Consider the following 25,994-nt stretch of genomic DNA (forward strand, 5'->3'; position numbering starts at 1 on the left):
ATCAATTGACAATAATCACTTGACAATTCTTGTGGTTTTAAGTATTGAAAACATGATTTTTGAAAGTTCATCGGCTTCTACAATTAATTTCCTTGCAATTTCGTTTGAAACGTATTCCGAATCCTTTAGCAGGGACAACCAGTATTTTACCTCAAGACTTTCTTTGTACGCAATGGATATTTTGGCTGAGAAATCAGCCTTTGAAATTACACCATTTGCTTCCGACACATTGGCACCTATTGAGGTTCCTGAACGCAAAAGTTGTTTGGATAAAACATATTCTTTCTTATTTCGAGTAATCTTCTTGTGTAATTGTATGATGTTCAATGCAAAGTCATAGGATTTTTTCCATAATACGTTCTCTGAATGCATAAAAGTAGGTTTTGATTAGGGCAATTATATTTCAATGGAAACTGTTCATTGTTAATTGGTCATTGTCTCATTTAACTTTATTTGGGTTCTGCTTCACAAAAGCTTCCCAACCCGTATAGCTTTTGCCCACATCCAATCTTCCTTCATTGTAGAAATGACACACAGCCGCGGCCAACCCATCTGTACTATCCAGGTTTTTGGGCAAGGTCTTTAACTTAAGTAAACTTTGTAACATTTTGGCCACTTGCTCCTTGCTTGCATTTCCGTTACCGGTGATGGACATCTTAATCTTTTTGGGCATGTATTCGGTAATGGGAATCTGACGAGAAAGGCCTGCCGCCATCGCCACACCTTGTGCACGACCCAATTTTAGCATAGACTGCACATTTTTACCATAAAAAGGGGCTTCAATGGCAATTTCATCTGGATGAAAAGTATCAATCAACTCCAAAGTACGTTCAAAAATGAGCTTCAGTTTGGTATAGGGATCCGAATACTTTTTGAGCATCAGTTCATTCATCTGCACAAAGTGCATTTGTTTGTTGACCACTTTGATGATGCCAAAACCCATAACGGTGGTCCCTGGATCAATCCCTAATATTATTTTTTCCTTTATCAAGCCGTTAATTGGTATTGAGTATAACTGGAATCCTAAATCTCATGCTAACAGGACTTCCCCGCTTTATGGCGGGAGCCACGGTCAAATCTTTCAGCTTGCTCCTAATCTGGTCGTTGAGCCCTTCAATTTCTTCAAGCACCTGTGAATTGTCGCCTATTTGCTCTATGGTGATAAATCCGTGTTCGTCCACTTTAAATTCGATGACAATGGTATCATTTAAATCGTTTTGGACCTCAAAACTTAAACTGTCCAATGCTTGCGAAGCAATTTGTAGCATCTCTGCCTGAAAACAATCCCTTTGAATCTCTTTAGGAGCCATTTCATCACAAGCTTCAAAAAGTGGATATTTGTCCACGTCGTTCCAATCTATGGACAAAAGTTCATCGTCCACAAGTTTCTGGGTCTGGTCTTCCTTAGACATGAAAAGCTCGCATGAAGCAAGCAAGGCAACACAGGAAAAGAACAAAAACTTCCGCATAATGACCCCAAAGAATTTGGCTGAAATTACGACTTTTTAATCATTTAAATAATGCTCTTTGTTAATGCAACTGGCCATCCTGTAACAAATTGGGAGTATCTTTGTCTAACAAGCAAACACCCTAATGGACATAGCTTTAACGCTAATAGGTTTTTTTCTGATGCTCATAGGTATTTTGGGCAGTTTCCTTCCTGTTTTGCCCGGACCACCGGTAAGTTGGGTGGGATTGCTGTTGATCTATCTCACCAAAGCCATTCCAGATGACTGGTGGGTATTGGGAATCACCCTCTTTATTGCTCTTTTTATTACCGTTATGGATTATGTAATTCCCGCGATGGGCACCAAAAAGTTCGGGGGCAGCAAAGCTGGTATGTGGGGCACCATTGTTGGTCTCTTGGTTGCTATTATTTTTCCTGTCTTTGGGCCATTCGGAATTATCATCTGGCCATTTATAGGGGCGTTGGTGGGAGAATTGTTGAACAAAGCCAACCAAAAAACCGCTTTGAAAGCGGCTTTTGGTTCCTTTTTAGGGTTCTTGACCGGTACTTTTATGAAACTTGTGGTTACAATTTTCTATGCCCTATTTTACGTTTACCTAGCGATAAAATATGCAGGTGAAATATTCACTTTTTCCTAGTCCAACCACTGCACTTTCTCTTCAATAGGGGTTCTTGTCGACGTTTCTACTTCTCCATTGTAGTTCCCCATATAAAGAAAACCTAGACACTTTTCACCTTCTTGTAAGTCGAAGAATTCATCCATATACTTGATGAGACCCGGAGAGCTCCAATAACATCCTATCCCCAGTTCCGTACAACAAAGCCACATGTTTTGGACCGCCATGGCCGTTGCGGCCAATTCCTCCCATTCCGGTAAACTTTCATTGGGGTCTCGTTGCATACAAATAGCGATTACAGCAGCAGAACGTGTGGGGTTATCCTGTAGTTTTTTGATTTTAATCTGTTTAGGTTTAGGGTCAACCTGCTGGTATTTTTCGGAAAGAAATTCACCCAATTCCTCTTTCTTTTTTCCCATAAACACCTTAAACCTCCAAGGCTCTGTTTTTTTGTGCGTAGGCGCCCAATTGGCCGCTTCCAAAATTTGATGGATTGTCTCCTTGGCAATGGGTCTGTCATTATATTGAACTGGAAAAACACTACGTCGGTTCTTGATTAAATCAAATATCATAACTGTTTTTTTTGAGCTTATAAAGTTAAGCTATGCTTCGCTTTTCTTTAAACTTCCAGAAGCAAATCCAAACAATTTCGCAAAGCAGGATTTCTATTATCAGATTTCCAGACCATAGATAGTACCGCTTTTTGTTTGATTCGCTTTAGTTCAATGAATTTCACTTTCATTTGGAAACCATACTGCAATGCGGTTGGCACAATGGCGATACCCAATTTATTCTCCACCAGCTTGAAAATGGTCTGTGCATGCACAGACTTATGGGAAACGTTGGGGGTAAATCCACCGTCCTCGCAGATGCTCATTACCGTATCAAAATACAAGGGACTATAATCTTGTGAAAAAAGAATAAAGTTGTCCTGGGCCACTTGCCTTATTCCCTTAAAGTTTTTTTCATCCAAAGGATGATCTTCAGGCAGAACCAAGGAAAATGTGTCTTCAAATACTGGTTTTATTTGAAGGCCCTTGGGCACTCTGGCCATACGAACAAATCCTAAATCCAATTTATCCCTAACAATAGCACTTATTTGGGCCCTGTTGGAAAGCTCATCTAAACTTGTATGTATCAAAGGATGTTTCTCCTTCATATCCAAAAGCAATTTGGGAACCACATTTTGCATGGCAGAACCCAAAAACCCAATGCGCACCTCTCCCATATGTCCTTTGCCCACCAACTTCAACTGTTTCTTGGTTTGCTCCAAATGGTTAAGGATAAATTCAACTTCTCCTTTCAGATAATTTCCCGCAGGTGTCAACTCCACCTTCTTTTTATCCCGCACAAAAAGTTGGGTTTCCAGAATTTCTTCCATTTTCTTAATCTGAGTGCTTAATCCAGGTTGGGAAATAAAGAGCTTTTCAGCTGCTTTCCTATAATGCAACTCCTCTGCAACAGCCAAAAAGTAAACAAAGTGTCGTAGCTCTAATTGATAATCCATAGTTATTAAATAATACAAAAATAAGTATTGGCAATTATTAATAATACATGATAATTTTATCTTATTCAAATTAATAGCATGCAACTACCCGAAACTTTTCATTTTGGCGAACATCATCTTACCACAGGCATAGCCATTGGTATAGCCGAGCACAAGATAAAAGCTGTACTCACCGACTCCTGTTTGGAAAAAATAAAGGCCAGCTGTCAACGAGTTCAAAACATTGTAGACAAAGGAGATACCGTGTATGGAATCAACACTGGGTTCGGTCCTCTGTGCAACACCAAAATTTCCAAGGAAGACACTAGAATATTGCAATCCAATATTTTGCAGAGCCATAGTGTGGGTGTTGGCACCCCGATTTCCGAGCAATTGGCCAAATTGATGCTCATTCTTAAAATTCACGCCCTATCCAAAGGGTATTCTGGTATTGCCGAAACCACAATAAAACGTATGCTTTGGCATATGGAAAATGATGCTATTCCTGTAGTGCCTTCTCAAGGTTCCGTGGGTGCATCTGGAGATTTAGCACCACTATCGCATCTGTTTCTTCCTTTGATTGGTTTGGGTAAAGTAACCTATCAGGGAAAAACCATCTCAACACAAAAACTCTTTGACAAAACAGGATTGACTCCACTGGAATTGGGCCCAAAAGAAGGTTTGGCATTGATCAATGGCACCCAATTCATCGCTGCCCATGCTGTACTAGTAGTTCAAAAGCTCCAACATTGTCTTAGGCATGCCGATATTATCGGAGCCATGATGATTGAGGGACTCCAAGGTTCCATAAAACCATTTTTTGAAGAGCTACACCAGCTCAGACCCTTCAAGGGGAACCAACATGTGGCTGGAAGAATTAGAACTTTGTTGCAGGGTTCTGAAATTTTAGAGGACCATATTGATTGCGAACGAGTGCAAGACCCCTACTCTCTTCGATGCATTCCGCAAGTTCACGGAGCTTCCAGAAATACCTGGTTACATCTCAAAGAACTCTTGGAAACCGAATTGAACTCGGTAACGGATAATCCCATCATCATAAATGATGAACTTACCATTAGCGGAGGTAATTTTCACGGACAACCTTTGGCCATGGCCTTGGATTATGCCGCACTAGCTGCTTCGGAATTGGGTAATATATCCGATCGAAGAATATACCTCGCCCTGGAAGGCAACAGTCCCGGGGTTCCCAAATTATTGATGGAGGATACCGGAATCAACTCAGGATATATGATCTTGCAATACACCACAGCCGCCTTGGCCAGTGAGAACAAAAGTTTGTGTTTTCCCGCAAGTGCCGATAGTATTCCAACCTCGTTGGGACAGGAAGACCATGTGAGCATGGGGTCCATCAGTGGGCGAAAAGCACTTCAAATTATTGAAAACGTCGAAAAAATATTGGCCATTGAACTATTGACGGCCGCCCAAGCTTTTGAGTACAGAAAGCCTCTAAAGTCTGGTGTTTTATTGGATGAAATTCATAAATTCCTGAGAACCAAAGTATCTTTTGCTGAAAGTGACCGGGTTTTTGCCGATGACATCGAAAAGGGAATTGAAATTATTCGCAAAAGTGAGATTATCGGTTTGGTAGATAAAACCATGATGAAAAAGAAATTACAGTGGGATTCACCCCATCTGAACGAATTTGAAATGTATTGATATGAACAGACCTTTATTAGTTGGACCGTTTACCCAGTTGCTTCCCATGACCGATTTACCTTTAAAAGGTGCATTGGCCGATGAACAATTGACCATCATTGAAAACGGTGGGTTGATCATTTCCAATGGAAAAATCCAAAAAGTTGGCCTCTTTGAAGATTTAAAATCGGATAATGTCGATATTCATCATATTGAGGGAAAAACTGTGTGCCTTCCTGGATTTATCGATGCCCACACCCATATTTGTTTTGGGGGATCACGTGCCAAGGACTACGCCCTCAGAAATGCCGGAAAATCCTATTTGGAAATTGCAAAGGCCGGAGGCGGAATTTGGGATACGGTAACCCAAACGCGTAAAGCCACCCAAGAAGAATTGATTGATGGGATACTTTCCAGAAGCAACAACCATCTTCAAAATGGCATCACCACTATCGAAGTAAAAAGTGGTTATGGTCTTTCTGTGGATGAAGAACTAAAAATGCTTAGGGCCATAAAACAGGCCGGTGAAAAATCACAGGTAGATTTAATCCCGACTTGTTTAGCGGCACACATCAAACCCAAAGATTGGAATCAACAAGTCGACTACCTCGAAGAAATTGCTTCTACTCTGTTCCCCATCCTGAAATCAGAGAATTTAGCATATAGAATCGATGCCTTTGTGGAGGACAGTGCTTTTTCGGAAGAGGAAATCGTGCCCTATTTTCAAAAAGCCCAGGAAATGGGATTTGACATCACTGTGCATGCCGATCAGTTTACTACTGGAGGCAGCAAGATTGCCGTCGACTTTGGAGCGGTTAGTGCCGACCATTTGGAAGCCAGTACGGACAAAGAAATTCAGCTTTTGGCTCAAAGCAATACCATAGCCATGGCATTGCCCGGAGCTTCCATCGGATTGGGATGCGATTTCACCCCGGCCAGAAAACTTTTGGATGCTGGAGCTGCTCTGGCTATTGCCAGTGACCACAATCCCGGGTCCGCCCCCATGGGAAATCTATTGACCCAAGCCAGTATTTTGGGAACTTTTGAAAAACTCTCCAACACCGAGGTATTGGCTGGAATAACTTTTAGGGCCGCGGCGGCACTTCGCTTGAATAACAGAGGTCATTTGACGGAGAACACACTTGCCGATTTCATTGTCTTTCCAACCGACAATTATCAAGAAATCACCTATCACCAAGGGCAATTAGGACCTTGTGAAGTATGGAAGAATGGAGAACAGGTAACGTCATTCTGAACTTGTTTCAGAACTAAATAAATAGAATAATGAGACCCTGAAATAAACCTGTCTGCCGACAGGCAGGTTCAGGGTGACCAAAAGAAATCATGACAAAACAAGAGTTTAAAGCCAGCATTCTACAAGGAATTCCTTCGGAATTGCCTTCAAAAAAAACATATCCAGAGGCAGGAAATCCAGCTCCCAAACGAAAGGACATCCTTTCCAAGGAGGAAAAAAAATTAGCGGTACAAAACGCCTTGCGCTATTTTCCAGAAGCTTGGCATGCTGAACTTGCCAAAGAATTTGCCGAAGAGCTACAAACTTATGGTCGAATCTATATGCATCGATTTAAACCTAGCTATGCTATGCATGCTCGGCCCATTTCAGAATACCCATCCAAGACCGAACAGGCGGCCGCCATCATGCTGATGATTCAAAATAATCTTGACCCAGCGGTGGCACAACATCCTGAAGAATTGATTACTTATGGAGGTAACGGAGCGGTATTTCAAAATTGGGCGCAGTACTTGTTGACCATGAAATATTTGGCCGAAATGACCGAGGAACAGACTTTGCACATGTATTCGGGCCACCCCATGGGACTGTTCCCTTCCTCCAAGGAGGCACCAAGGGTAGTAGTGACCAATGGCATGATGATTCCCAACTATTCCAAGCCGGATGACTGGGAAAAATTCAATGCGCTGGGCGTTACCCAATACGGACAGATGACCGCTGGCTCTTACATGTACATTGGTCCACAGGGCATCGTACACGGAACTGCCATTACGGTCATGAATGCCTTCCGAAAAGTATTGGAAAAAAATGATTTCCCTAAAGGGAAAGTGTTTCTAACTGCTGGATTGGGAGGCATGAGTGGGGCTCAGCCCAAAGCAGGAAACATAGCAGAATGTATCACTGTTTGTGCCGAAGTTAATCCTGAAGCGGCCAAAAAAAGACACCAACAAGGCTGGGTGGATGAACTTATTGAAGACATGGACACTCTCGTCTCCAGGACGAAGCAAGCAATCGCAAACAATGAGACCGTTTCTTTGGCCTACATCGGTAATGTGGTGGAGGTATGGGAACGTTTCTTCGAAGAAGAAATTTTTGTCCATTTAGGATCGGACCAAACCTCTTTGCACAATCCTTGGGCAGGTGGTTATTATCCAGTAGGGCTTTCTTTCGACGAAGCCAACACCCTTATGGTTCAAAATCCATCAGCTTTTAAGGAAAAAGTACAAGAATCCCTTCGAAGACAAATCGATGCCATTAACAAGCATACTGAAAAAGGCACCTATTTCTTTGACTATGGAAATGCCTTTTTACTGGAAGTTTCCCGTGCAGGAGGTGATGTGATGGCTGATAATGGAATCGATTTTAAATACCCCTCCTACGTTCAGGATATTTTGGGACCCATGTGCTTTGATTACGGTTTTGGGCCCTTCCGATGGGTCTGCACCTCTGGCAATCCAAAAGATCTGCAAAAAACTGATGCCATAGCATTGGAGGTGATGAAAAACATCAAGGCAGAAGCCCCAGAGGAAATCCAACAACAAATGCAGGACAACATCAAATGGATTGCTGAAGCTGAACAGAATAAATTGGTGGTAGGCTCGCAAGCCCGAATCCTATATGCTGATGCGGAAGGAAGAAGCAAAATTGCCGAAGCCTTCAACAATGCCATTGCGGAAGGAAAAATTTCCGCTCCCGTGGTTTTGGGTAGGGACCATCATGACGTGAGTGGTACCGATTCTCCCTTTAGGGAGACCAGTAATATTTATGACGGCAGTAAATTCACTGCCGATATGGCCATTCATAATGTGATTGGTGATAGTTTTAGGGGTGCCACCTGGGTATCCATCCACAATGGTGGTGGTGTTGGATGGGGCGAGGTCATCAATGGTGGCTTTGGAATGGTACTCGACGGTTCCGAAGAGGCTTCCGTTAGATTGAAGCGTATGTTGTTTTACGATGTAAACAATGGTATTTCCCGAAGAAGTTGGGCCCGCAACAAAGAAGCCCTCTTTGCCATAAAGCGAGAAATGGACCGAACTCCAGATTTAAAGGTAACTTTGCCCCATATCGTTGAATCTGATATTTTGGACAATCTCTTTTAGTTCTATGAAGCATTACAAGGCTCCCATAAAGGATATTTGGACAGGACGGGTCTCCAATAAATGGTTGTACCTTCATGAAAAGGTGCATTGCACCCCATTGGAGGAACTTCCTGAAGCCCAAAAAAAGTCCATTGCCCTATTGGGTTATGCTTGTGATGAGGGTGTAAGTCGAAACCAAGGCAGACCCGGAGCCGTAAACGGGCCGGATGCCATCAAAAGTAGCTTTGCCAAAATGCCCAATCATCTTCCGGGACAAGTTCTTTTGCATGATGTGGGAAACATCACCTGCGACAATGGAGATATGGAAGCCGCTCAAGAAACTCTTAGCGATACTGTCCTTACTTTATTACAGAAAAAACAGTTCCCTATTGTTTTGGGAGGCGGACATGATGTGGCTTATGGCCATTACCATGGTATTGAACGCTATTTGGACACCAAAAAAGAAGCACAGACCATTGGCATCATAAATTTTGATGCACATTTCGACCTTCGAAAAAATACAGAGCAAAACAATTCTGGAACTCCATTTTACCAAATTGCCATGGAGTGCCAAGAGGAACATATCGATTTTAATTACCTCTGTCTCGGCATACGAAAAGACGCCAATGACAGAGTCCTTTTTCAAACGGCCCGTGATTTAGATGTTACTTATGTGATGTCAGATACCTTTCAAGCGCCTTTTTTGGAAGAAATCAACACATGGATTCATGCCTTTGTCAAAAATGTGGACCACGTGTACGTTACCATTGATCTAGATGGGTTTTCTTCGGCCTATGCACCAGGGGTCAGTGCTCCCTCCCCCATGGGTTTTACTCCCTATATTGTTCTAGAATGCCTAAAGACCATCATGGGTTCTGGAAAACTGATCAGTTTGGATATTGCGGAAATGAACCCCAAGTATGACATTGATGGACAAACGGCCAAACTCGCCGCTTCACTGGTTCATCATGTAGCCCACAGTATTGCAGGGAGTTGATTTTATTTCTGATTGTCATTCTGAGCAAAGCGAAGAATCTATGGTGTGAACATAAATCACATAAAGATTTGACACGAATTTTGCCAATCTCCACTAATACCTGATGACATTGAACATTCTACACTTTTTTATCTCCCTCTCAACCGCTCCTTAGACTGCGTTCAATGCGATATAGCTCGGGGGGATAACCGCCCATCATTTATGTGAAATCCCATAATTAGCTCTCATAAACAAAAAAAGCCTTCCAAATGGAAAGCCTTTCATTGGCGAGCATCACTTTGATGCCCCAACTTGATTCCAATCCTATGGATTGAAATCCAACACAACAAGGCAAAGATAGTAAAGGTTTTTGATTCGCCAATTGGTTAGGCGATCAAACCGCCTTGATTACATAGGTCACTATGCCCCAAATCAATAAATCACTGTCTTTGGACACTGGTATGGGTCTGTATTTTTCATTTTCGGGCATCAATGTAATTTTCCCTTTTTCTATATGCAATCTTTTCACGGTAAACTCTCCATCTAAAAAACAAACAGCTATCTTACCATGTTCTCCCTCCAAACTTCTATCGATTACCAGTAAGTCTCCATCATCTAATCCCGCTCCTACCATGGATTGCCCACTGACCCTTGCATAAAAAGTGGCTTCCTTGTTTCGAATCAATGTACGATCCAGACTAATACGTTTTTGTTTAAAATCTTCAGCTGGCGATGGAAACCCAGCTGATACGCTATTGTTGGACAATAGGATTTCTTGACCTTCATCTTCATTTGGCTCAAAAAAGATAAGAGAATTGATTTCTGGCGTTTTTTTAGAGGTCATTTTACTGTAATAATCTCATTGATGTCTGTAGTATATCTTGGGGAAAGGTGCTCTTGGCGCATTTTCCAAGTTCGCTCCAAGTCCTGATTGGCTATTTTAATCTTATATCCATATTTGTCATTCACCTTGTCCATAACCTTCATAATCTCATGGTGCTTCGGATTTTCCGTCAAGAATAAATCTAATTGTCTTTCGTTAGTAGGCACCAAACCTGATACAATCACCCCTGCCCTTTTGTATTTTATTCCTGGTCTGAAAATGGAAGCTGCTGCTTCAACAGCATAATTGCTTATGGTCAAACTTGAATCTGTAGCATAGGGCAATGTAACAATGACACTGCTTCTGTCCTGTGGTTCGTTCTTTTTGTGCCTATTGCTTCTCAAAAGTACCACAACATGATTGCAGCTACTGTTCTGGGCCCGCAACTTTTCGGCACAACTGGATGCAAAAGTGGATATGCGCTCTTTGATGTCTTCAATATTGGAATAGGTGTATTCGAAACTTCGCGTGGTTGCAATGGCCTTTTTATCGCGGGTATCGTCATCCAAATCCAAGGTTGGGGTGCCCTCCAAATCCTTTTTCAACTTCAGACCAATGATTGCCATTTGTTTTCTTACCCATTCATCGGGCAGTTGGATAAAGTCATAAGCCGTTTTTACGTTCTGGGTCTTTACCCGCTTTAGATTGCCATGGCCAATACCCCAGACACTTTCAATTTTGGTCCATTTTAGGGCTTTGAGGTGCCTTTCTTCAGATTGAATAACATATACTCCTCCTGTTTTTGACCTTAACTTTTTGGCAATTTTGTTGGCTACCTTGGCCAAAGCTTTTGTAGGTGCAATCCCAATACTGATTGGAATTCCAGTACACTTTTGAATTGTTTGTTGGATTTTTCTTCCATAGTCATCAAAATCATAATTCCTAAATCCATCAAACTTTAAAAAGGCTTCATCAACGCTGTACACCTCCATCTCTGGTGTAAATGTCCCCAGGATATTCATTACCCTGGTACTCATATCACCATATAAAGGGTAATTTGAGGAAAATACCTTTATTCCATTGTCCTCACAAAATTTTCGGTATTTGAATGCAGGAGCAGCCATAGGCAGACCCAATTTTTTGGCTTCATCACTGCGCGAAATAAAACAACCATCATTATTGGACAAAATGGCCACAGGAACATTATTGAACTGAGGCTGAAAAGCCCGTTCACATGATGCATAGAAGTTATTGCAATCTACCAAAGCAAACATGTTGTAAATTACTCGATTTTTAAATTTTGATAGGCTATTTCAGCTGAAATTCGTCCTATCGTGCTAACTTTACCTTATGAAAATTGATTTTCGCACAAAAAAAGAAAGCAATTCAATACAAGAAAAAGACTTTCTGGCCCTACTTCCCGCGGATCGCTTTTATAGGTTTCTTGAAATGGCCGAGCGATTAAAGAATTTTCCTGTCAAAGAAAGCAAAGTTTCAAAAACAGAAAACAGTTTTGTAATAGAGATAAAAACATCCTGACTTGCACCAATGGAAAGAAAATATTGACGTATTCTTAGAGCTTGCCAATAAATTTGAGGTAAGGATGATTATGATTGGAGGAGGTGCGGTTAACTTTCATGGATATCAACGACACTCGGCAGATGTTGATTTTTGGATTGAGACTACTGATGAAAATTTTGATAAGCTTGCGAAAGTTTTTAATACGATGGGTTATGAAATAGATGAATTTCCCATCGAAGTAAAAAATAAAGAACAAAACATATCCATTAAATTCTCCCCAATAGACTTAAACCTTGAATTAATCACCAATTTTTCCCTAAATAACAAATCTTTTGATGAAGCTTATGATAAAGCTGAAATCGTAACCACTGAAGGGTCAAATTTGACATGGCGTGTTCTATCATTAGATGATTTGATAGATAGTAAAATCAAATCAGGGCGACCTAAAGATATGTTAGATATCCAAGAACTGAAACGGATAAACGACGAAAAATAGCCTATTTAAAAGCAGGGATTCCCGTAATGTCAGCACCTGTGATCAATAAATGGATGTCATGGGTTCCTTCGTAGGTAATCACACTTTCCAAGTTCATCATGTGGCGCATGATACTATACTCTCCAGTAATTCCCATTCCACCTAAAATTTGACGCGCTTCTCTAGCAATTTTTATGGCCATATCCACATTGTTACGCTTGGCCATTGAGATTTGTGCCGTTGTAGCCCGTCCTTCATTTTTTAACTGTCCCAATCGGAAAGCCAATAATTGTGCCTTGGTAATCTCTGTAATCATCTCGGCCAATTTCTTTTGTTGTAATTGATAGGCAGCAATAGGCTTACCAAACTGGATACGTTCCTTGGCATATCGCAATGCGGTGTCGTAGCAATCCATGGCTGCGCCAATGGCCCCCCACGCAATTCCATATCGAGCTGAATCTAAACAGCCTAGTGGGGCACCCAAGCCATTTTTACCTGGTAATAGGTTTTCTTTTGGGACCTTTACATCATCAAAAATCAGCTCTCCCGTTGCAGAGGCGCGTAGCGACCATTTATTATGGGTTTCCGGAGTGGAGAAACCTTCCATGCCTCGCTCCACAATTAATCCGTGAATCCTACCTTCTTCATTCTTGGCCCAAACCACTGCAACATCAGCAAATGGCGAATTGGAAATCCAAAGTTTGGCCCCATTCAGTAAATAATGGTCCCCCATATCCTTGAACTTGGTTTCCATTCCTCCGGGATTGGAACCGTGGTTAGGTTCAGTTAGACCAAAACAGCCCATCCATTCTCCCGAAGCCAATTTAGGCAGGTATTTTTTGCGTTGCTCCTCGTTACCATACGCATAAATAGGGTACATCACCAAAGAGGATTGTACCGAAGCTGTAGAGCGCACCCCACTATCTCCCCTTTCAATTTCTTGCATGATCAACCCATAGCTGATCTGATCTAGTCCGGCTCCACCATATTCTTCAGGAATGTAGGGTCCAAATGCACCGATTTCGGCAAGTCCACCAATGATTTGCTTTGGAAATTCCGCTTTTTGGGCGAATTCCTCAATGATGGGAGAAATATCTCTCTTCACCCACTGACGGGCAGCATCACGCACCAGTTTGTGCTCCTCGGAAAGTAAATCATCCAAATTGTAATAATCAGGTGCTTCAAATAAATCGGGTCTCATACAAAAAATTTTTGGCCAAAGGTAATGATGAAATATAACAATATGGAAGTGTATTGTTACATTTTTAAATAAAATGCTTTGGTAAGCTCAATATACTGTTTTGTGTATTGATGGCGAGCCAATTCAATAACCAATTCGTTGAATTTAGTTTCAGTTTTTGAAAATGTAAGCTCAATCAAGCTCCTCTTCACTTCTGCTTCTGGTGTTCCTTTCACATGGGTTATGCGGCTAGGATGCAATCCGACCATTGTGGCCAAATGGAGAAAATCCAGCTCCTGCTTGTATGGTATTATCACAGAAAATATCCCATCTTGAGACAACAGCTTTGATACTCCTTGTAGCAATTCCTGGAATGGCAGTGAGTTATTTTGACGCGCCAAATCACGCGCGACATCACCACTCGCCACCTCCTCCACATAAAAAGGCGGATTGGAAACAATCAAATCGTATTCGTCATCAATCTCGTCCATAAACTCATCAAATCCGGCATGATAACAAAACAACCTATCAGCCCATTGTGAAGCCTCAAAATTCTGAACACATTGTTCGTAAGCAGCTTCATCCAATTCAATGGCATCAATGAGTTCTGCGCTGGAACGCTGGGCCAGTTGCAAGGCTATCAGTCCAGTTCCGGCACCAACATCCAAAATAGATTGTGGATTGTTGCGCAACGAAGTCCAAGCTCCCAACAACACCCCATCTGTACCCACTTTCATGGCACATTTGTCTTGTTCAACCGTAAATTCTTTGAATTTAAAAAGCTTGTTCATCCAATCTTCCGGGTTCTCTTGTTTCCGTTCCTTCCAATTCCAATAACGAATCTCCCAATCTCTTCCTCATGCCATTGGCCAAATATTTAATATGGGCAACCACATCCGGATTTTCATCTGCTACATTTTTTGTTTCGCTGATATCGTTCTCCAAATCGTATAATTCAATTTCCTCCATATCAATCATGCGATAGTTACCCGGTAACCCATCCCCTCCTGGTTCTTGCCCATCCATGGTCCTGTAGCGATGCGGAAAATAGAGCTTCCATTTTCCATAGCGAACCCCGAACATCTCATTTACCCGATAATAAAAGAAATAGGCCTCCTGAGGGCTCTGTATGCTCTCCTCTGTCAAAACTTTCAGCGCGCTTTTTCCATCGATGATTCTTTTTGGTAATTCAGCCTTGGTAAGTTCTGCTATGGTCGGCAATATATCGATTGCCATTATGGGGACATCAATGGTGGCTCCTGCCTTGAACATTGCAGGGTATTTCATAATAAACGGCTCTCGCTGCCCTCCTTCCCAAGCGGTGCCTTTTCCTTCCCTTAAGGGAAGGGCGCTACCGGCATGGTTGCCATAGGATAACCATGGTCCATTGTCCGAGGTAAAAATCACAATGGTGTTTTCTTCCAGCCCATTATCCTTGAGTGCTTTCATGATTTCCCCAACAGACCAATCAATTTCCATAATCACATCACCATACAACCCCCGTTCAGATTTACCCTTGAACTTGTCGGAGACGAACAAGGGAACATGTGGCTGGGGATGTGGCACATACAAAAAGAAAGGTTTGTCTTTATTTCTTTGGATGAAATCCACACTCCGCTCTGTAATTTGGGTGGTCAATTGAGATTGTTCTACCAAGGTGTCAATCACTTTTTCATTTTCATACAATGGCAAGTCCGGAAAATTAAAAATAGGCCCCTGTTGAGGATGATAAGGCCACATATCATTGGAATAGGGAATTCCAAACCACTCATCAAACCCATGCCTAGTGGGCAAAAACATAGGATGGTGTCCTAAATGCCATTTTCCAAAAATAGCAGTCGCATATCCTTTGTCCTTGAGCATTTCCGCTAAGGTAGTCTCTTCTTCATGTATGCCGTGGGTATTGTCCGGACCAAGGGCATTGTGTATTCCTATTCGGTTAGGGTAGCATCCCGTTAAAATTCCTGCTCTTGATGCAGAGCAAACGGCTTGAGCTGAATAATAACTGGTCAATTTAATTCCATCAGCGGCCATTTGATCCAAATGGGGCGTCTCAATATTGGGTGAACCAAAAACACCTACATCTTGATAACCCTGGTCGTCTGTGAAAATCAACACAACATTTGGGAGACCTTCCCTTTTTACTTTTTTATCCTGCTTTTCTGCACAGGAAAGCAAACAAAGACTGATAATTACAAAGTAATAGCGCAACATAGACAAAGAATCAAAGATGATTATAAATATAGGTTTAAAATCAAACTCAGCTAAACAAAGACCAGTTTTGACATACTTCTGAACTTAAAATTGAGCCGGTCAGTTCAATATTTCCCTCTTTCAATTCAATTGTCCGTAAGCTAACTGCTTTTCACCCTAGTTTTAGTATTGACAAATGTTTAATGAGTCTTATAATGAATCGTATTCGAACCTCTTTCTGTAAAGTTTTATTGATAACATGTTGTATCACTTCCGGACAAACCAAAAAAATCAGTTCCATTGACCATAATGAACCTTATCTACTTTCCAAAGAGGAGATAAGTCAAGATTTTGACTCACTGGTTCATTTTGTTGAAAACACACATCCAAAAATGACGCATACCGTGAACATTGCTGATTATGTGAAAGCCAAACAAGAAATCAGGCAATCCTTAGCGGACATGACAACGAAAGAGGCATGGAGACTATTCTCCAAGCTCAATCCCATATTCAATGATGCCCATTTTGGGTTGATGGTTCCAGAAAGGAACCCTGACTCCTTAAACATTAACACCTATATTGAAATCATAGGAAACGAAGTTTATGCCGGGCCTCATCAATATTCCAAAAAAGTTAAAGTATTCTCCATTGGAAATCTGGAGATGCAAAAGTTTTTGGAAGACGCGCGTAAAATTGTTCGAGGAGAATCCAAGGAGCTAAAAAACTTTGTCATTCAAAGAAGGTTTTCGCATTACCTGGATTTGTTTGACGTAAATCCCAACTCTGACCCTTGGGTAGTCTTGGAAGAAAAAATACCGATACCCACCAATTGGACACAGCTTTCCCATTCATTTTCCAAAAAGGGAAAAACAAAAAATCTGTTTGAATACAAATATCTAGGGAAGAAAAAGGCCTTGTTGACGATAAGAACATTTGACAAAGCTAAGTTGCAAGAGTTTGAGGAATTCTTGGAAAAATGTTTTGAAACCATTTTTAGAAAAAAAATTGAAACTCTCGTTATAGACGTATCGGAAAATGGAGGTGGAGCTAGGGAGCTTAGTGACAAATTACTTTCTTATTTGACCACTACAAAATATACTCCCACTTCCAAAATAACTGCTCGTGTGGCCAAAGAAAACATAAATCGATTGCCTCATTTGAAGATTGGAGATACCATTACTTTGGACTTTCCGCAATGGACCGAACCCAAAAACGACAAAATTTTTGAAGGCAAAATTTTCGTGGCCATCAATGAAAGAACCTACTCGCAAGCCCTTGTGTTCTCCTATATTGTCCAAGATTTCAACATTGGAACCCTAATGGGCAAGGAAACCGGAGGCAGGTCAAATCAATCTGCTCAGGTCAAAAAATACATTTTGCCAAATTCAGGGATTACTGTGCTGAGCCCACTTTACATATTTTATCGACCCAAGCATGCAAAAGCAAATCGAGGAGTTGTTCCCGATATAGAAGTGGACCTTCCGCTAGAAAAAAAATCGTTGAAGAATATCGTTTCCAGACAATGACCTGCCCTCTTAGTCTTTCAGATACAAATCCACCAAACCTTCTGGAGCCTTTACATAAATGGTTTTGGCACCCCGGTCCACTTTGGTAATGATGTCATCGGTAATGGGAATCAACAGTTCCTTACCATCTTTCTCGGCTTCAAAAAGTTCTTGGGATGCACTGTCGTTAACAGCTTTGATGATTCCAATATCACCATGAATCTCATCCATCAAAGTAAAACCAATAACTTCATGAAAATAAAACTTGTTTCCTGATAGTTGTGGAAGCATTTCCAAGGGAAGATATAACTCAGAGCCAATGATCTTATCGGCAGAAGATTCATCCTTTACATCTTCAAAATCTATGCGAAGCAAGGCCGATTTGTGCAATCGGCAACGGTCAATAAAAAATGGAATCAGATTGTTTCCCAATGAAACAAAAACTGATTCCATGTTTTCGTAGATTTCGGGCTCATCGGTATCGAGCTTTACCAATACCTCCCCCCTAAAACTGTATTTTGATACGACTTTGCCCAGGTAGAAACAATCTTCCTTGCGCATCGTCTAAAATCTTACTCTTCTTCCTTGCTAGCTTCAGCTTCCTCAGCAGGAGCAGCCTCTTCGGCCTTAGCTTCAGGTTCCGCAGCTTCTTCTTTAGCAGGCTCTTCAACAGCAGCAGTTTCTTCTGCAGCTGCCTCCGCTCCTTCAGCAACTTCTTCCGCAGCCTCTTCTTCTACTTCTGGTATGGCAGCAGCAGCTCTTTTTTCACTGACCTCTTTCTCAGCTTCCAAAGCTTTTGCCTTAGCTTCAGCTTGAGCTTTGCTCAATCCATCTCTCTTAGCCTGAACAGCTTTTTCCTTTTCTTCCAACCAAGCGTTGAACTTTTCTTCCACTTGCTCCTCGGTCAAAGCTCCTTTGCGAACTCCACCCCATAAATGATGCTTCAACAAAACTCCTTTATAAGAAAGGATAGCTCTTGCAGTATCGGTAGGCTGTGCACCGTTTTGCAACCACTTTACCGAGTTGTCCACATTGATGTCGATAGAAGCTGGATTGGTATTGGGGTTATAAGTTCCCAATTTTTCCAAAAATTTACCATCTCTTTTTGCTCTTGAATCGGCGGCTACTATCCAATAGAAAGGTTTACCTTTTTTACCGTGTCTTTGAAGTCTAATCTTAACTGGCATATCACATTAATTTGTAGGGTGCCCGACCCTGGTTATTAATTCTTTTTAAATCGCTTTCTGTTAAAGCGGGTGCAAATATACTTGATTTCTTTTAATGTACAATGCCCTAATCGACTTTCTGCTCCCTTTCAGCCAATTGGTCTTTACCAGGAATCAAATTAGATTTGTGGACTTTCACCAATTCTTGAATTTGACCAATAATTTCTTCATTGCCTTTCGCTACATTGAACCGTTCTGAAGGATCATGGTTTAAATGATACAATACCGGGGGATCATGTTCTTCACGCTCTCCAAATTGACCATAAACACCTTGAGTAATAAAATGCGCCTTATAATCACCAAGACGGGCAGCATAAAGTTCTGTTCCCCGATAATACATAATGTGGTTACGGGGACTTGGTTTGCGCTCTATCAAAGTTGGACCTAAATCATAGCTGTCCATAACACGATCTTGTGGAATGTCAATCCCAGCCATGGCACTAAAGGTCGCAAAAAGATCCATTGCAGAACCTATATCCGTGACCAACCCTGGCTTTATGTAACCGGGTCCCCAAAAAATTCCAGGCTCACGCATGCCGCCTTCCCAGGTTGAACCTTTTCCCGCTTTTAAAAGGCCAGCGCTACCACCACTATTTTTGAAAGGAAGCCAAGGCCCATTATCGGAGGTAAAAACCACAATGGTGTTTTCGACCAATCCCTCTGACTTGAGTGTCTCTAGGATTTGACCTACCCCATGATCTATTTCCTGAACCACGTCTCCATATAGTCCACGTTCACTTTTACCTTTGGCCTCTTCAGAAGCGAACAAAGGAATATGGGGGAGGTTGTGCGCCAAATAAACAAAAAAAGGTTTGTCCTTATTCTGCTTAATAAAAGAAATAGTTTCCGCACTATACCGCTTGGTAATAGTGTTCTGATCTGCGGGTCTTTCAATAATTTCCGTGCCGCGCAGCAAGGGTACATTAAAATGTTCGGTTTTTAAGTCATCGTTCTGCAGATTCCAATATCCACCTTTTGGGTTCTCAACTACCCAATCCATATCATTAGAGTATGGGATACCATAATAATAATCGAATCCGTTATTAGTGGGCAAATATTGTTCTCTATGTCCCAAATGCCATTTTCCAATAGCCGCAGTGGTATATCCTGCTTTCTTCAATTGCTCCGCAAGGGTAATTTCTTCGGCTGGTAATCCATTCTTGGAATCTGGAAAAAGGACACGATTTTTATTACTGGTCATTCCGTTTCTGATAGGTAGCCTACCTGTAAGAAGGGCTGCTCTACTGGGCGTACATACACTTGCCCCTACATAAAAATTGGTCCACTTTTGTCCTTCATGGGCCATACGATCCAAATTTGGAGTGAGAATGGTTGGATTCCCATAACAACTTAAATCGCCATAACCCAAATCATCAGCAAAAATGACAATGAAGTTAGGCGGCCTATCTTCCTGTTCTGATTCCGGTTTTGACTCAGACTTACAAGAACTAATTATCCAAAAACCCAATAGCAAAAAACAAATGGATAAGGCTTTGCGCCAAATAGTGCTTTTCATTATAAAAGTTGGTTTTAAACGCTAAAGGTAACGAATGCCATGCATAAGATTAAACTTGTAATTTTCCTGGATACGTTGATAACTCATAAAAACTACTTTTTAAAATAGTGCTGGGTTTATCTATTTTTAGTCATTTATTTTTTGCTAGCATAAACGATTTATGTACCTAATCTTTGATACCGAAACCACAGGTTTGCCCAAACGTTGGGACGCCCCAATTACCGATACGGACAACTGGCCACGATGTGTTCAGATTGCATGGCAGTTGCACGATGAGTTGGGGAACTTGGTGGAGCATCAGGATTTTTTGGTACAACCCGAAGGATTTAATGTTCCTTATGAAGCTGAGCAGGTGCATGGAATCTCCACTGCACTTGCCGAACAAAAAGGGTCAAAACTCATCGAAGTTCTAGAAGCTTTCAACAACGCCCTATCTCGAGCCAAGTTTGTGGTTGGTCAAAATGTAGATTTTGACATCAACATTATGGGCTGCGAATTCCATCGAATGGGGGTTGAAAACTCATTGGCCAATTTGCCCGTGTTGGACACCTGTACGGAATCTACAGCCGAAATGTGCAAGATTCCTGGAGGTAGGGGCGGTAAGTTTAAACTACCCACATTGACAGAACTCCATGAGCACCTTTTTGGAGAACCTTTTGCTGAAGCACATAACGCCACAGCAGACGTTGAGGCCACTACCCGATGCTTTTTGGAATTGGTCAGGAAAAAGCATTTTACCATTGAGGAACTTGATGTTCAACCCGATTACTACGAGCAATTTTCTGAAGCTAATCCCCAGGAAATTGAACTTATCGGGTTAAAGCACATCAACCTTAAAAAAGCATCCAAGGCTATTGCAGATGCGCTTTGGGAAAAAGATACTGGTGAGATTTCGGAAGCAGAAATCAATGAGAACATTGAGAGCCTGGTCGAGGCTCCCTTTGCACACCTACACAATCACTCACAATTTTCGGTACTTCAATCCACCATAAATATTAAAAGTTTGGTTAAGGCTACTGCTGAACATGGAATGACTGCCGTTGCCCTTACCGATCACGCCAATATGATGGGTGCCTTTCACTTTGTGAAAGAAATAAAGGCTCACAATAAAGGGGTCCAAGAAAGGAATAAAGAACTCGAGGAAAAAGGAGTACCTGCAACCGAACAAGAAATCACCCCCATTGTTGGATGCGAATTCTACGTCTGTGAAGACCATACCAATAAAAATGTTAAGGACTACGGGTATCAAATTGTACTGTTGGCAAAGAACAAACAAGGCTACCTCAATCTGGCCAAAATGTCCTCCATGGCCTATACAGATGGTTTCTATTATGTCCCCAGAATCGACAAAAAAATTGTAGAGCAATACAAGGATAATGTCATTGCTCTCACAGGAAACCTCTATGGTGAAGTCCCCAACAAAATCCTGAATGTTGGCGAAAAACAGGCTGAAGAAGCACTAATCTGGTGGAAAGAACAGTTTGGCGACGACCTTTACATTGAAATGATGCGTCATGGGCAGGAAGATGAGGACCGCGTAAATCAAGTGCTTATCCAATTGGCCAAAAAGCATAATGTGAAGCTCATCGCTACCAACAACACCTATTATTGCGACAAAAAGGATGCTGAGGCACACGACATCCTCCTGTGTGTCAAAGATGGCGAAAAGCAAGCGACACCCATAGGCCGAGGCCGGGGATATCGCTACGGGCTCCCCAATCAGGAATACTACTTCAAATCTTCCGAAGATATGAAGGAGTTGTTCAAAGACGTGCCGCAGGCCATTTTGAACATCAAGGAAATCATAGACAAAATTGAGGTTTATGATTTGGCCCGGGACGTACTCCTTCCAAAGTTTGACATTCCCCAAGAATTCAAGGTTGAAGAAGATACTCTAGATGGAGGAAAACGTGGCGAGAATGCCTACCTGAAACATATTACCTATCAAGGAGCCGAAAAACGGTACGGAGAAATCACAGCCGAAATCACAGAACGTATTGATTTTGAGTTGGGCACCATTGAAAACTCAGGTTATCCTGGGTATTTTTTGATTGTGGAAGATTTTATCCGCGAAGCTCGCAACATGGGAGTCTCCGTAGGTCCAGGACGGGGCTCCGCAGCAGGATCTGTGGTAGCCTATTGCTTGGGCATCACAAATATTGACCCCTTAAAGTATGATCTGCTTTTTGAGCGTTTCCTGAATCCGGACAGGGTGTCCATGCCCGATATTGATATTGACTTTGATGACGAAGGTCGAGGTAAGGTCATGGACTATGTCATCAATAAATATGGAGCAAACCAGGTGGCTCAGATCATCACCTATGGTACCATGGCGGCCAAATCCTCAATTCGGGATACCGCAAGAGTTTTGGATTTACCGTTGAATGATGCCGATCGCATTGCAAAACTCATTCCCAACATGTCCAAGTTGGGCAAAATCTTTGGGGTTGATGAAGCAGATCTGAAGAAAAAATTCCGTTCAGATGAACTGGACAAAGTGCATCAATTGTTGAATATCTCCGAAGGAGATGATCTAGAGGGGCAAACCGTAAACATGGCCCGTGTTCTGGAAGGTTCCTTACGAAATACGGGAATCCATGCCTGTGGGGTAATCATTACTCCTGATGACATTACAAACTTTGTTCCTGTAGCTACCGCAAAGGATTCTGATCTTTACGTAACCCAGTTTGATAACTCCGTGGTGGAGAGTGCAGGTCTTCTAAAAATGGACTTTTTGGGATTAAAGACCCTGACACTTATCAAGGATACGGTAAAAATTGTAAAAGCGCGGACGGGAATCGAATTGATTCCGGACGAATTCCCTTTGGATGATGAAAAGACTTACGAGCTTTTTCAACGTGGAGATACCGTGGGGATATTCCAATATGAATCTCCCGGGATGCAGAAGCACATGAAAAACCTAAAACCTACGGTTTTTGATGACCTTATCGCCATGAACGCCTTGTATCGCCCAGGTCCCATGGAATATATCCCAAGTTTCATCGCCAGAAAACATGGGGATGAAGAAATCACCTATGACCTTCCAGACATGGAAGAATACCTTAAGGAAACTTATGGAATTACGGTATACCAAGAGCAGGTGATGTTACTTTCACAAAAACTGGCCGGTTTTTCCAAAGGTGATGCCGACGTATTGAGAAAGGCCATGGGGAAAAAGATTTTTGCCCTTCTACAGAAATTGAAACCCCAATTTTTGGATGGTGGTGAAAAAAATGGGCATCCCCGAGATGTTCTGGAGAAAATTTGGAAGGATTGGGAAGCCTTTGCCTCCTACGCTTTCAACAAGAGTCACTCTACATGCTATGCATACATTGCTTACCAAACTGCTTATTTGAAAGCCCACTACCCTGCTGAATATATGGCGGCTGTGCTGTCCAACAACATGAACGACATTAAGCAGGTTACCTTCTTTATGGAGGAATGTAAGCGAATGGGATTGGAAGTATTGGGGCCAGATGTGAATGAATCTTACTACAAGTTTGCGGTGAACAAGGACAACGCGGTACGATTTGGAATGGGAGCCATTAAAGGAGTGGGACGTTCCGCAGTGGAGACCATTGTGGAAAATCGCAAGGAAGATGGCTCTTATAAATCAGTTTTTGATTTGGCAAAACGAGTCGATTTACGGTCCGCCAACAAAAAATCCTTTGAAAATCTTGCTTTGGCAGGAGGGTTTGATTCCTTTGGAGATACACATCGCGCTCAATATTTTCATCATGAAGGCGATGGTATTACTTTTTTGGAAAAAGCAGTCAAGTATGGTGCAAAATTCCAGGAGAACGAAAATTCTTCCCAAGTAAGCCTTTTTGGAGATGCCAGTGAAGTCCAGATTCCAGAGCCAGTTGTTCCTCCTTGCGAAGACTGGGGCACCATGGAGAAACTCAGAAGAGAAAAAGAGGTTGTGGGAATCTACATTTCTGGACATCCTTTGGATGACTTTAAAAAAGAAATTACCGCGTTCTGCAATAGCAGTGTTTCTGCTTTTACCAATCTGGAAGACTATGTGAACAGGGAGCTTTCCGTGGCCGGGGTCATCACAGACGTGCAACATAGAATCTCAAAAAATGGAAAAGGATGGGGTCTTTTTACCCTGGAAGATTACACCGACACCCATGAGTTTCGAATTTTTGGCGAGGAATACCTAAAATTCCGCCACTTTTTAATGATCAATTCGTTTGTCTACATCAAAGCTTTCGTTAGAGAGGGATGGGTCAATAGGGAGACAGGCAAAAAAGGAGATCCACGGTTGCAGTTCAACGACTTTAAGCAGCTTCAGGATGTAATGGATGCCTATGCCAAAAAATTGACTATTAAATTGAACATTGACCGTCTGCAGGAAAAACGCATTCAGACCATAAAAGATACTCTACGATCCTATAAAGGAGATCACCCTCTCAATTTTGTAGTGTACGAAATGGAGGAAGAAATCAAACTGAACCTATCCAGTAGAAAACAGAAAGTAAAGATCAATAGCGAACTACTTTCTATGCTAGAATCCCATGAAATTCATTATAAACTAAACTGACACCTATAATTTATGTCAATGGTGCAATAATAAAAATGAATGTTTGGGCGGTAAGGAACATGGACATTATTTGACTAACTTTGCGAACAATAAAATAAATAAAATGGCACTAGAAATAACAGATGCAACATTTGACGAAGTAGTATTAAAAAGCGATAAACCTGTAGTTGTTGACTTTTGGGCAGCATGGTGTGGACCTTGTAGAATGGTAGGCCCTATTATTGATGAGGTGAGTACAGAATATGAAGGTAAGGCCGTTGTTGGAAAAGTAGACGTTGATGCCAACCAGCAGTATGCCGCTAAATATGGTGTGCGTAACATCCCAACAGTATTGGTTTTCAAAGATGGTGAGATTGTGAATCGTCAGGTTGGGGTATCTCCCAAGAAAGTATATACGGATGCTATCGAAGCAGCGTTGTAAAATTATCCTTAACGGATTTTAAAAAAGGTTTGGCAATTGCCAAGCCTTTTTTGTTTTATCTTGGGCATAGAATCTTGTTATGGAAGTAAGATCAGAGCTTCAGAAGGCACAACTTTTTCAAAACCTGGAACTTTTGGCAAATCAGATTGTTGAAGGTTTTATCAGTGGCATCCATAAAAGTCCCTTTCATGGGTTTTCAGCTGAATTTGCTGAACACAAGATTTATAACTCAGGAGAGAGCACAAAGCATATAGATTGGAAGCTATATGCAAAAACGGACCGGCTGTACACCAAAAAGTATGAAGACGAGACCAATTTAAGGTGTCATATGATACTGGACAACTCCTCATCTATGCACTACCCCAGCATAAAGGACCTTTCCATTGATAACCTCAACAAAATTGGGTTTGGTGTTTTATCCATTGCAGCCTTAATGCAGCTCTTGAAAAAGCAACGTGATGCTGTTGGCTTAAGTGTTTACTCCAATGAGTATAATTTTCATGCAAAGGAGAAAAACAGTGAACGTCATTTTCAGATGTTGTTCTCCAAACTGAACGAAGTAGCTGCGACACAAAGTACCTCTGAAACTACCAAAACATATACTTTTCTACATCAAATTGCCGAAAAGATGCATCGCCGGAGCCTCATTTTTTTGTTTTCGGACATGTTCCAGACCGAAACTGATGATGCCCAGCTTTTTGATGCGCTTCGTCACCTTAAGTACAACAAGCATGCTGTGGTGCTTTTTCATTTGCTGGATAAAAAGCATGAGCTCGATTTTGAATTTGAGAACACCCCTAAACGCTTTGTTGATGTAGAGACGGGCTCACACATAGATCTTTACGCCGAGAACATCAAAAAGGCCTACACACAAAAAGTGAGGGAATACCAAGAAAATCTAAAGTTAAAATGTGCGCAGTACAAGATTAAATATGTTGGTGTGGACGTACAATCCAACTTTTCCCAAATACTGAACACATTTGTGGTTGAGCGGCAAAAATTTACTTGATTCTAATTTTTAAAAAATCTTTTGTTGAATCCGAAACGGAAAT

General features: G+C 41.6%; 24 protein-coding genes. 11 read left to right on the forward strand and 13 right to left on the reverse strand.

What is annotated here, in order from left to right:
- Window positions 1-15: 15 nt before the first annotated feature.
- The 3 genes from DX873_RS17110 to DX873_RS17120 form a co-directional block, all read right to left on the reverse strand.
- Entirely contained in the window at window positions 16-372 is a 357-nt protein-coding gene (locus DX873_RS17110) for a four helix bundle protein (protein WP_116185715.1), read from the reverse strand.
- 67 nt (window positions 373-439) lie between these two features.
- A complete protein-coding gene (gene ruvC, locus DX873_RS17115) occupies window positions 440-991 on the reverse strand; it encodes a crossover junction endodeoxyribonuclease RuvC (RefSeq protein ID WP_116185716.1) in 552 nt (183 codons plus the stop codon).
- 4 nt (window positions 992-995) lie between these two features.
- Complete coding sequence (locus DX873_RS17120; protein WP_116185717.1) at window positions 996-1,469, reverse strand: hypothetical protein; 474 nt, start codon at window positions 1,467-1,469, stop codon at window positions 996-998.
- Window positions 1,470-1,593: 124 nt separating this feature from the next.
- Here DX873_RS17120 and DX873_RS17125 point away from each other — a divergent pair, with 124 nt between their 5' ends.
- Complete coding sequence (locus tag DX873_RS17125; RefSeq protein WP_116185718.1) at window positions 1,594-2,106, forward strand: DUF456 domain-containing protein; 513 nt, start codon at window positions 1,594-1,596, stop codon at window positions 2,104-2,106.
- On the opposite strand, the gene DX873_RS17130 is transcribed toward DX873_RS17125, so the two are convergent.
- Both DX873_RS17130 and DX873_RS17135 read right to left on the reverse strand, forming a co-directional pair.
- Entirely contained in the window at window positions 2,103-2,657 is a 555-nt protein-coding gene (locus DX873_RS17130) for a nitroreductase family protein (RefSeq protein ID WP_116185719.1), read from the reverse strand. The two genes, DX873_RS17125 and DX873_RS17130, sit on opposite strands and share 4 nt — an antisense overlap.
- A gap of 47 nt (window positions 2,658-2,704) precedes the next feature.
- Window positions 2,705-3,592 (reverse strand): LysR substrate-binding domain-containing protein, encoded by an 888-nt coding sequence (locus DX873_RS17135; protein WP_116185720.1) that lies wholly within the window; start codon window positions 3,590-3,592, stop codon window positions 2,705-2,707.
- A gap of 78 nt (window positions 3,593-3,670) precedes the next feature.
- Here DX873_RS17135 and hutH point away from each other — a divergent pair, with 78 nt between their 5' ends.
- The 4 genes from hutH (at window position 3,671) to hutG (ending at window position 9,557) form a co-directional block, all read left to right on the forward strand.
- Window positions 3,671-5,248 (forward strand): histidine ammonia-lyase, encoded by a 1,578-nt coding sequence (hutH, locus tag DX873_RS17140; RefSeq protein WP_116185721.1) that lies wholly within the window; start codon window positions 3,671-3,673, stop codon window positions 5,246-5,248.
- 1 nt (window position 5,249) lies between these two features.
- Window positions 5,250-6,482, forward strand: a complete 1,233-nt coding sequence (hutI, locus tag DX873_RS17145; RefSeq protein WP_116185722.1) for an imidazolonepropionase — start codon at window positions 5,250-5,252, stop codon at window positions 6,480-6,482.
- Window positions 6,483-6,571: 89 nt separating this feature from the next.
- Window positions 6,572-8,581 (forward strand): urocanate hydratase, encoded by a 2,010-nt coding sequence (locus DX873_RS17150; RefSeq protein ID WP_116185723.1) that lies wholly within the window; start codon window positions 6,572-6,574, stop codon window positions 8,579-8,581.
- A 4-nt stretch (window positions 8,582-8,585) separates the two neighbouring features.
- A complete protein-coding gene (gene hutG, locus DX873_RS17155) occupies window positions 8,586-9,557 on the forward strand; it encodes a formimidoylglutamase (protein WP_116185724.1) in 972 nt (323 codons plus the stop codon).
- Window positions 9,558-9,930: 373 nt separating this feature from the next.
- On the opposite strand, the gene DX873_RS17160 is transcribed toward hutG, so the two are convergent.
- Together DX873_RS17160 and DX873_RS17165 are read right to left on the reverse strand one after the other, a co-directional pair.
- The gene (locus DX873_RS17160; RefSeq protein ID WP_116185725.1) at window positions 9,931-10,380 is read right to left on the reverse strand and encodes a LexA family protein; all 450 of its coding nucleotides are present in this window, start codon (window positions 10,378-10,380) and stop codon (window positions 9,931-9,933) included.
- A complete protein-coding gene (locus DX873_RS17165) occupies window positions 10,377-11,633 on the reverse strand; it encodes a Y-family DNA polymerase (protein WP_116185726.1) in 1,257 nt (418 codons plus the stop codon). Before DX873_RS17165 ends, DX873_RS17160 begins: the two co-directional genes overlap by 4 nt.
- Before the next feature lie 76 nt (window positions 11,634-11,709).
- On the opposite strand from DX873_RS17165, the gene DX873_RS17170 reads away from it, so the two are divergent.
- On the forward strand, window positions 11,710-11,898 hold the full coding sequence (locus tag DX873_RS17170; RefSeq protein ID WP_116185727.1) for a hypothetical protein: 189 nt from the start codon (window positions 11,710-11,712) through the stop codon (window positions 11,896-11,898).
- 1 nt (window position 11,899) lies between these two features.
- The gene (locus tag DX873_RS17175) at window positions 11,900-12,376 is read left to right on the forward strand and encodes a nucleotidyltransferase (RefSeq protein ID WP_116185728.1); all 477 of its coding nucleotides are present in this window, start codon (window positions 11,900-11,902) and stop codon (window positions 12,374-12,376) included.
- 1 nt (window position 12,377) lies between these two features.
- Here the strand turns inward: DX873_RS17175 and DX873_RS17180 are convergent, their stop codons facing one another.
- Genes DX873_RS17180 through DX873_RS17190 form a run of 3 tightly spaced genes read right to left on the reverse strand, consistent with a single transcriptional unit; the run spans window position 12,378 to window position 15,749 of the window.
- On the reverse strand, window positions 12,378-13,556 hold the full coding sequence (locus tag DX873_RS17180; RefSeq protein WP_116185729.1) for an acyl-CoA dehydrogenase family protein: 1,179 nt from the start codon (window positions 13,554-13,556) through the stop codon (window positions 12,378-12,380).
- 56 nt (window positions 13,557-13,612) lie between these two features.
- The gene (locus DX873_RS17185) at window positions 13,613-14,326 is read right to left on the reverse strand and encodes a tRNA1(Val) (adenine(37)-N6)-methyltransferase (protein WP_116185730.1); all 714 of its coding nucleotides are present in this window, start codon (window positions 14,324-14,326) and stop codon (window positions 13,613-13,615) included.
- Window positions 14,310-15,749, reverse strand: a complete 1,440-nt coding sequence (locus tag DX873_RS17190; RefSeq protein ID WP_116185731.1) for a sulfatase family protein — start codon at window positions 15,747-15,749, stop codon at window positions 14,310-14,312. The genes DX873_RS17185 and DX873_RS17190 overlap by 17 nt, the downstream gene beginning before the upstream one ends.
- A gap of 194 nt (window positions 15,750-15,943) precedes the next feature.
- Here DX873_RS17190 and DX873_RS17195 point away from each other — a divergent pair, with 194 nt between their 5' ends.
- Complete coding sequence (locus DX873_RS17195; protein WP_181899547.1) at window positions 15,944-17,254, forward strand: S41 family peptidase; 1,311 nt, start codon at window positions 15,944-15,946, stop codon at window positions 17,252-17,254.
- Window positions 17,255-17,263: 9 nt separating this feature from the next.
- Here the strand turns inward: DX873_RS17195 and rimM are convergent, their stop codons facing one another.
- The 3 genes from rimM to DX873_RS17210 all read right to left on the reverse strand — a co-directional run bounded on the left by rimM (window position 17,264) and on the right by DX873_RS17210 (window position 19,975).
- Window positions 17,264-17,794 carry a ribosome maturation factor RimM gene (rimM, locus tag DX873_RS17200; protein WP_116185733.1) on the reverse strand — a complete coding sequence of 177 codons (531 nt, stop codon included), beginning with the start codon at window positions 17,792-17,794 and terminating at the stop codon, window positions 17,264-17,266.
- Between the two features lie 11 nt (window positions 17,795-17,805).
- Window positions 17,806-18,420 carry a 30S ribosomal protein S16 gene (locus DX873_RS17205; protein WP_116185734.1) on the reverse strand — a complete coding sequence of 205 codons (615 nt, stop codon included), beginning with the start codon at window positions 18,418-18,420 and terminating at the stop codon, window positions 17,806-17,808.
- Window positions 18,421-18,526: 106 nt separating this feature from the next.
- On the reverse strand, window positions 18,527-19,975 hold the full coding sequence (locus DX873_RS17210) for a sulfatase family protein (RefSeq protein WP_116185735.1): 1,449 nt from the start codon (window positions 19,973-19,975) through the stop codon (window positions 18,527-18,529).
- Between the two features lie 160 nt (window positions 19,976-20,135).
- Between DX873_RS17210 and dnaE the strand changes: the two genes are divergently transcribed.
- From dnaE to DX873_RS17225, 3 genes are all read left to right on the forward strand, one after another.
- Entirely contained in the window at window positions 20,136-24,521 is a 4,386-nt protein-coding gene (gene dnaE / locus DX873_RS17215; protein WP_116185736.1) for a DNA polymerase III subunit alpha, read from the forward strand.
- Window positions 24,522-24,624: 103 nt separating this feature from the next.
- Complete coding sequence (gene trxA / locus DX873_RS17220) at window positions 24,625-24,942, forward strand: thioredoxin (RefSeq protein ID WP_116185789.1); 318 nt, start codon at window positions 24,625-24,627, stop codon at window positions 24,940-24,942.
- Window positions 24,943-25,021: 79 nt separating this feature from the next.
- On the forward strand, window positions 25,022-25,951 hold the full coding sequence (locus DX873_RS17225) for a DUF58 domain-containing protein (protein WP_116185737.1): 930 nt from the start codon (window positions 25,022-25,024) through the stop codon (window positions 25,949-25,951).
- Window positions 25,952-25,994: the final 43 nt, after the last annotated feature.

The organism is Flagellimonas nanhaiensis (assembly GCF_003382275.1).
GTDB lineage: Bacteria > Bacteroidota > Bacteroidia > Flavobacteriales > Flavobacteriaceae > Flagellimonas > Flagellimonas nanhaiensis.

Coding starts and splice junctions, on each gene's coding strand:
- DX873_RS17110 (WP_116185715.1), bottom strand. CDS start 372: ATGCATTCAGAGAACGTATTATGGAAAAAATCCTATGACTTTGCATTG.
- DX873_RS17120 (WP_116185717.1), bottom strand. CDS start 1,469: ATGCGGAAGTTTTTGTTCTTTTCCTGTGTTGCCTTGCTTGCTTCATGC.
- DX873_RS17125 (WP_116185718.1), top strand. CDS start 1,594: ATGGACATAGCTTTAACGCTAATAGGTTTTTTTCTGATGCTCATAGGT.
- DX873_RS17130 (WP_116185719.1), bottom strand. CDS start 2,657: ATGATATTTGATTTAATCAAGAACCGACGTAGTGTTTTTCCAGTTCAA.
- DX873_RS17135 (WP_116185720.1), bottom strand. CDS start 3,592: ATGGATTATCAATTAGAGCTACGACACTTTGTTTACTTTTTGGCTGTT.
- hutH (WP_116185721.1), top strand. CDS start 3,671: ATGCAACTACCCGAAACTTTTCATTTTGGCGAACATCATCTTACCACA.
- hutI (WP_116185722.1), top strand. CDS start 5,250: ATGAACAGACCTTTATTAGTTGGACCGTTTACCCAGTTGCTTCCCATG.
- DX873_RS17150 (WP_116185723.1), top strand. CDS start 6,572: ATGACAAAACAAGAGTTTAAAGCCAGCATTCTACAAGGAATTCCTTCG.
- hutG (WP_116185724.1), top strand. CDS start 8,586: ATGAAGCATTACAAGGCTCCCATAAAGGATATTTGGACAGGACGGGTC.
- DX873_RS17160 (WP_116185725.1), bottom strand. CDS start 10,380: ATGACCTCTAAAAAAACGCCAGAAATCAATTCTCTTATCTTTTTTGAG.
- DX873_RS17165 (WP_116185726.1), bottom strand. CDS start 11,633: ATGTTTGCTTTGGTAGATTGCAATAACTTCTATGCATCATGTGAACGG.
- DX873_RS17170 (WP_116185727.1), top strand. CDS start 11,710: ATGAAAATTGATTTTCGCACAAAAAAAGAAAGCAATTCAATACAAGAA.
- DX873_RS17180 (WP_116185729.1), bottom strand. CDS start 13,556: ATGAGACCCGATTTATTTGAAGCACCTGATTATTACAATTTGGATGAT.
- DX873_RS17185 (WP_116185730.1), bottom strand. CDS start 14,326: ATGAACAAGCTTTTTAAATTCAAAGAATTTACGGTTGAACAAGACAAA.
- DX873_RS17190 (WP_116185731.1), bottom strand. CDS start 15,749: ATGTTGCGCTATTACTTTGTAATTATCAGTCTTTGTTTGCTTTCCTGT.
- DX873_RS17195 (WP_181899547.1), top strand. CDS start 15,944: ATGAATCGTATTCGAACCTCTTTCTGTAAAGTTTTATTGATAACATGT.
- rimM (WP_116185733.1), bottom strand. CDS start 17,794: ATGCGCAAGGAAGATTGTTTCTACCTGGGCAAAGTCGTATCAAAATAC.
- DX873_RS17205 (WP_116185734.1), bottom strand. CDS start 18,420: ATGCCAGTTAAGATTAGACTTCAAAGACACGGTAAAAAAGGTAAACCT.
- DX873_RS17210 (WP_116185735.1), bottom strand. CDS start 19,975: ATGAAAAGCACTATTTGGCGCAAAGCCTTATCCATTTGTTTTTTGCTA.
- dnaE (WP_116185736.1), top strand. CDS start 20,136: ATGTACCTAATCTTTGATACCGAAACCACAGGTTTGCCCAAACGTTGG.
- trxA (WP_116185789.1), top strand. CDS start 24,625: ATGGCACTAGAAATAACAGATGCAACATTTGACGAAGTAGTATTAAAA.
- DX873_RS17225 (WP_116185737.1), top strand. CDS start 25,022: ATGGAAGTAAGATCAGAGCTTCAGAAGGCACAACTTTTTCAAAACCTG.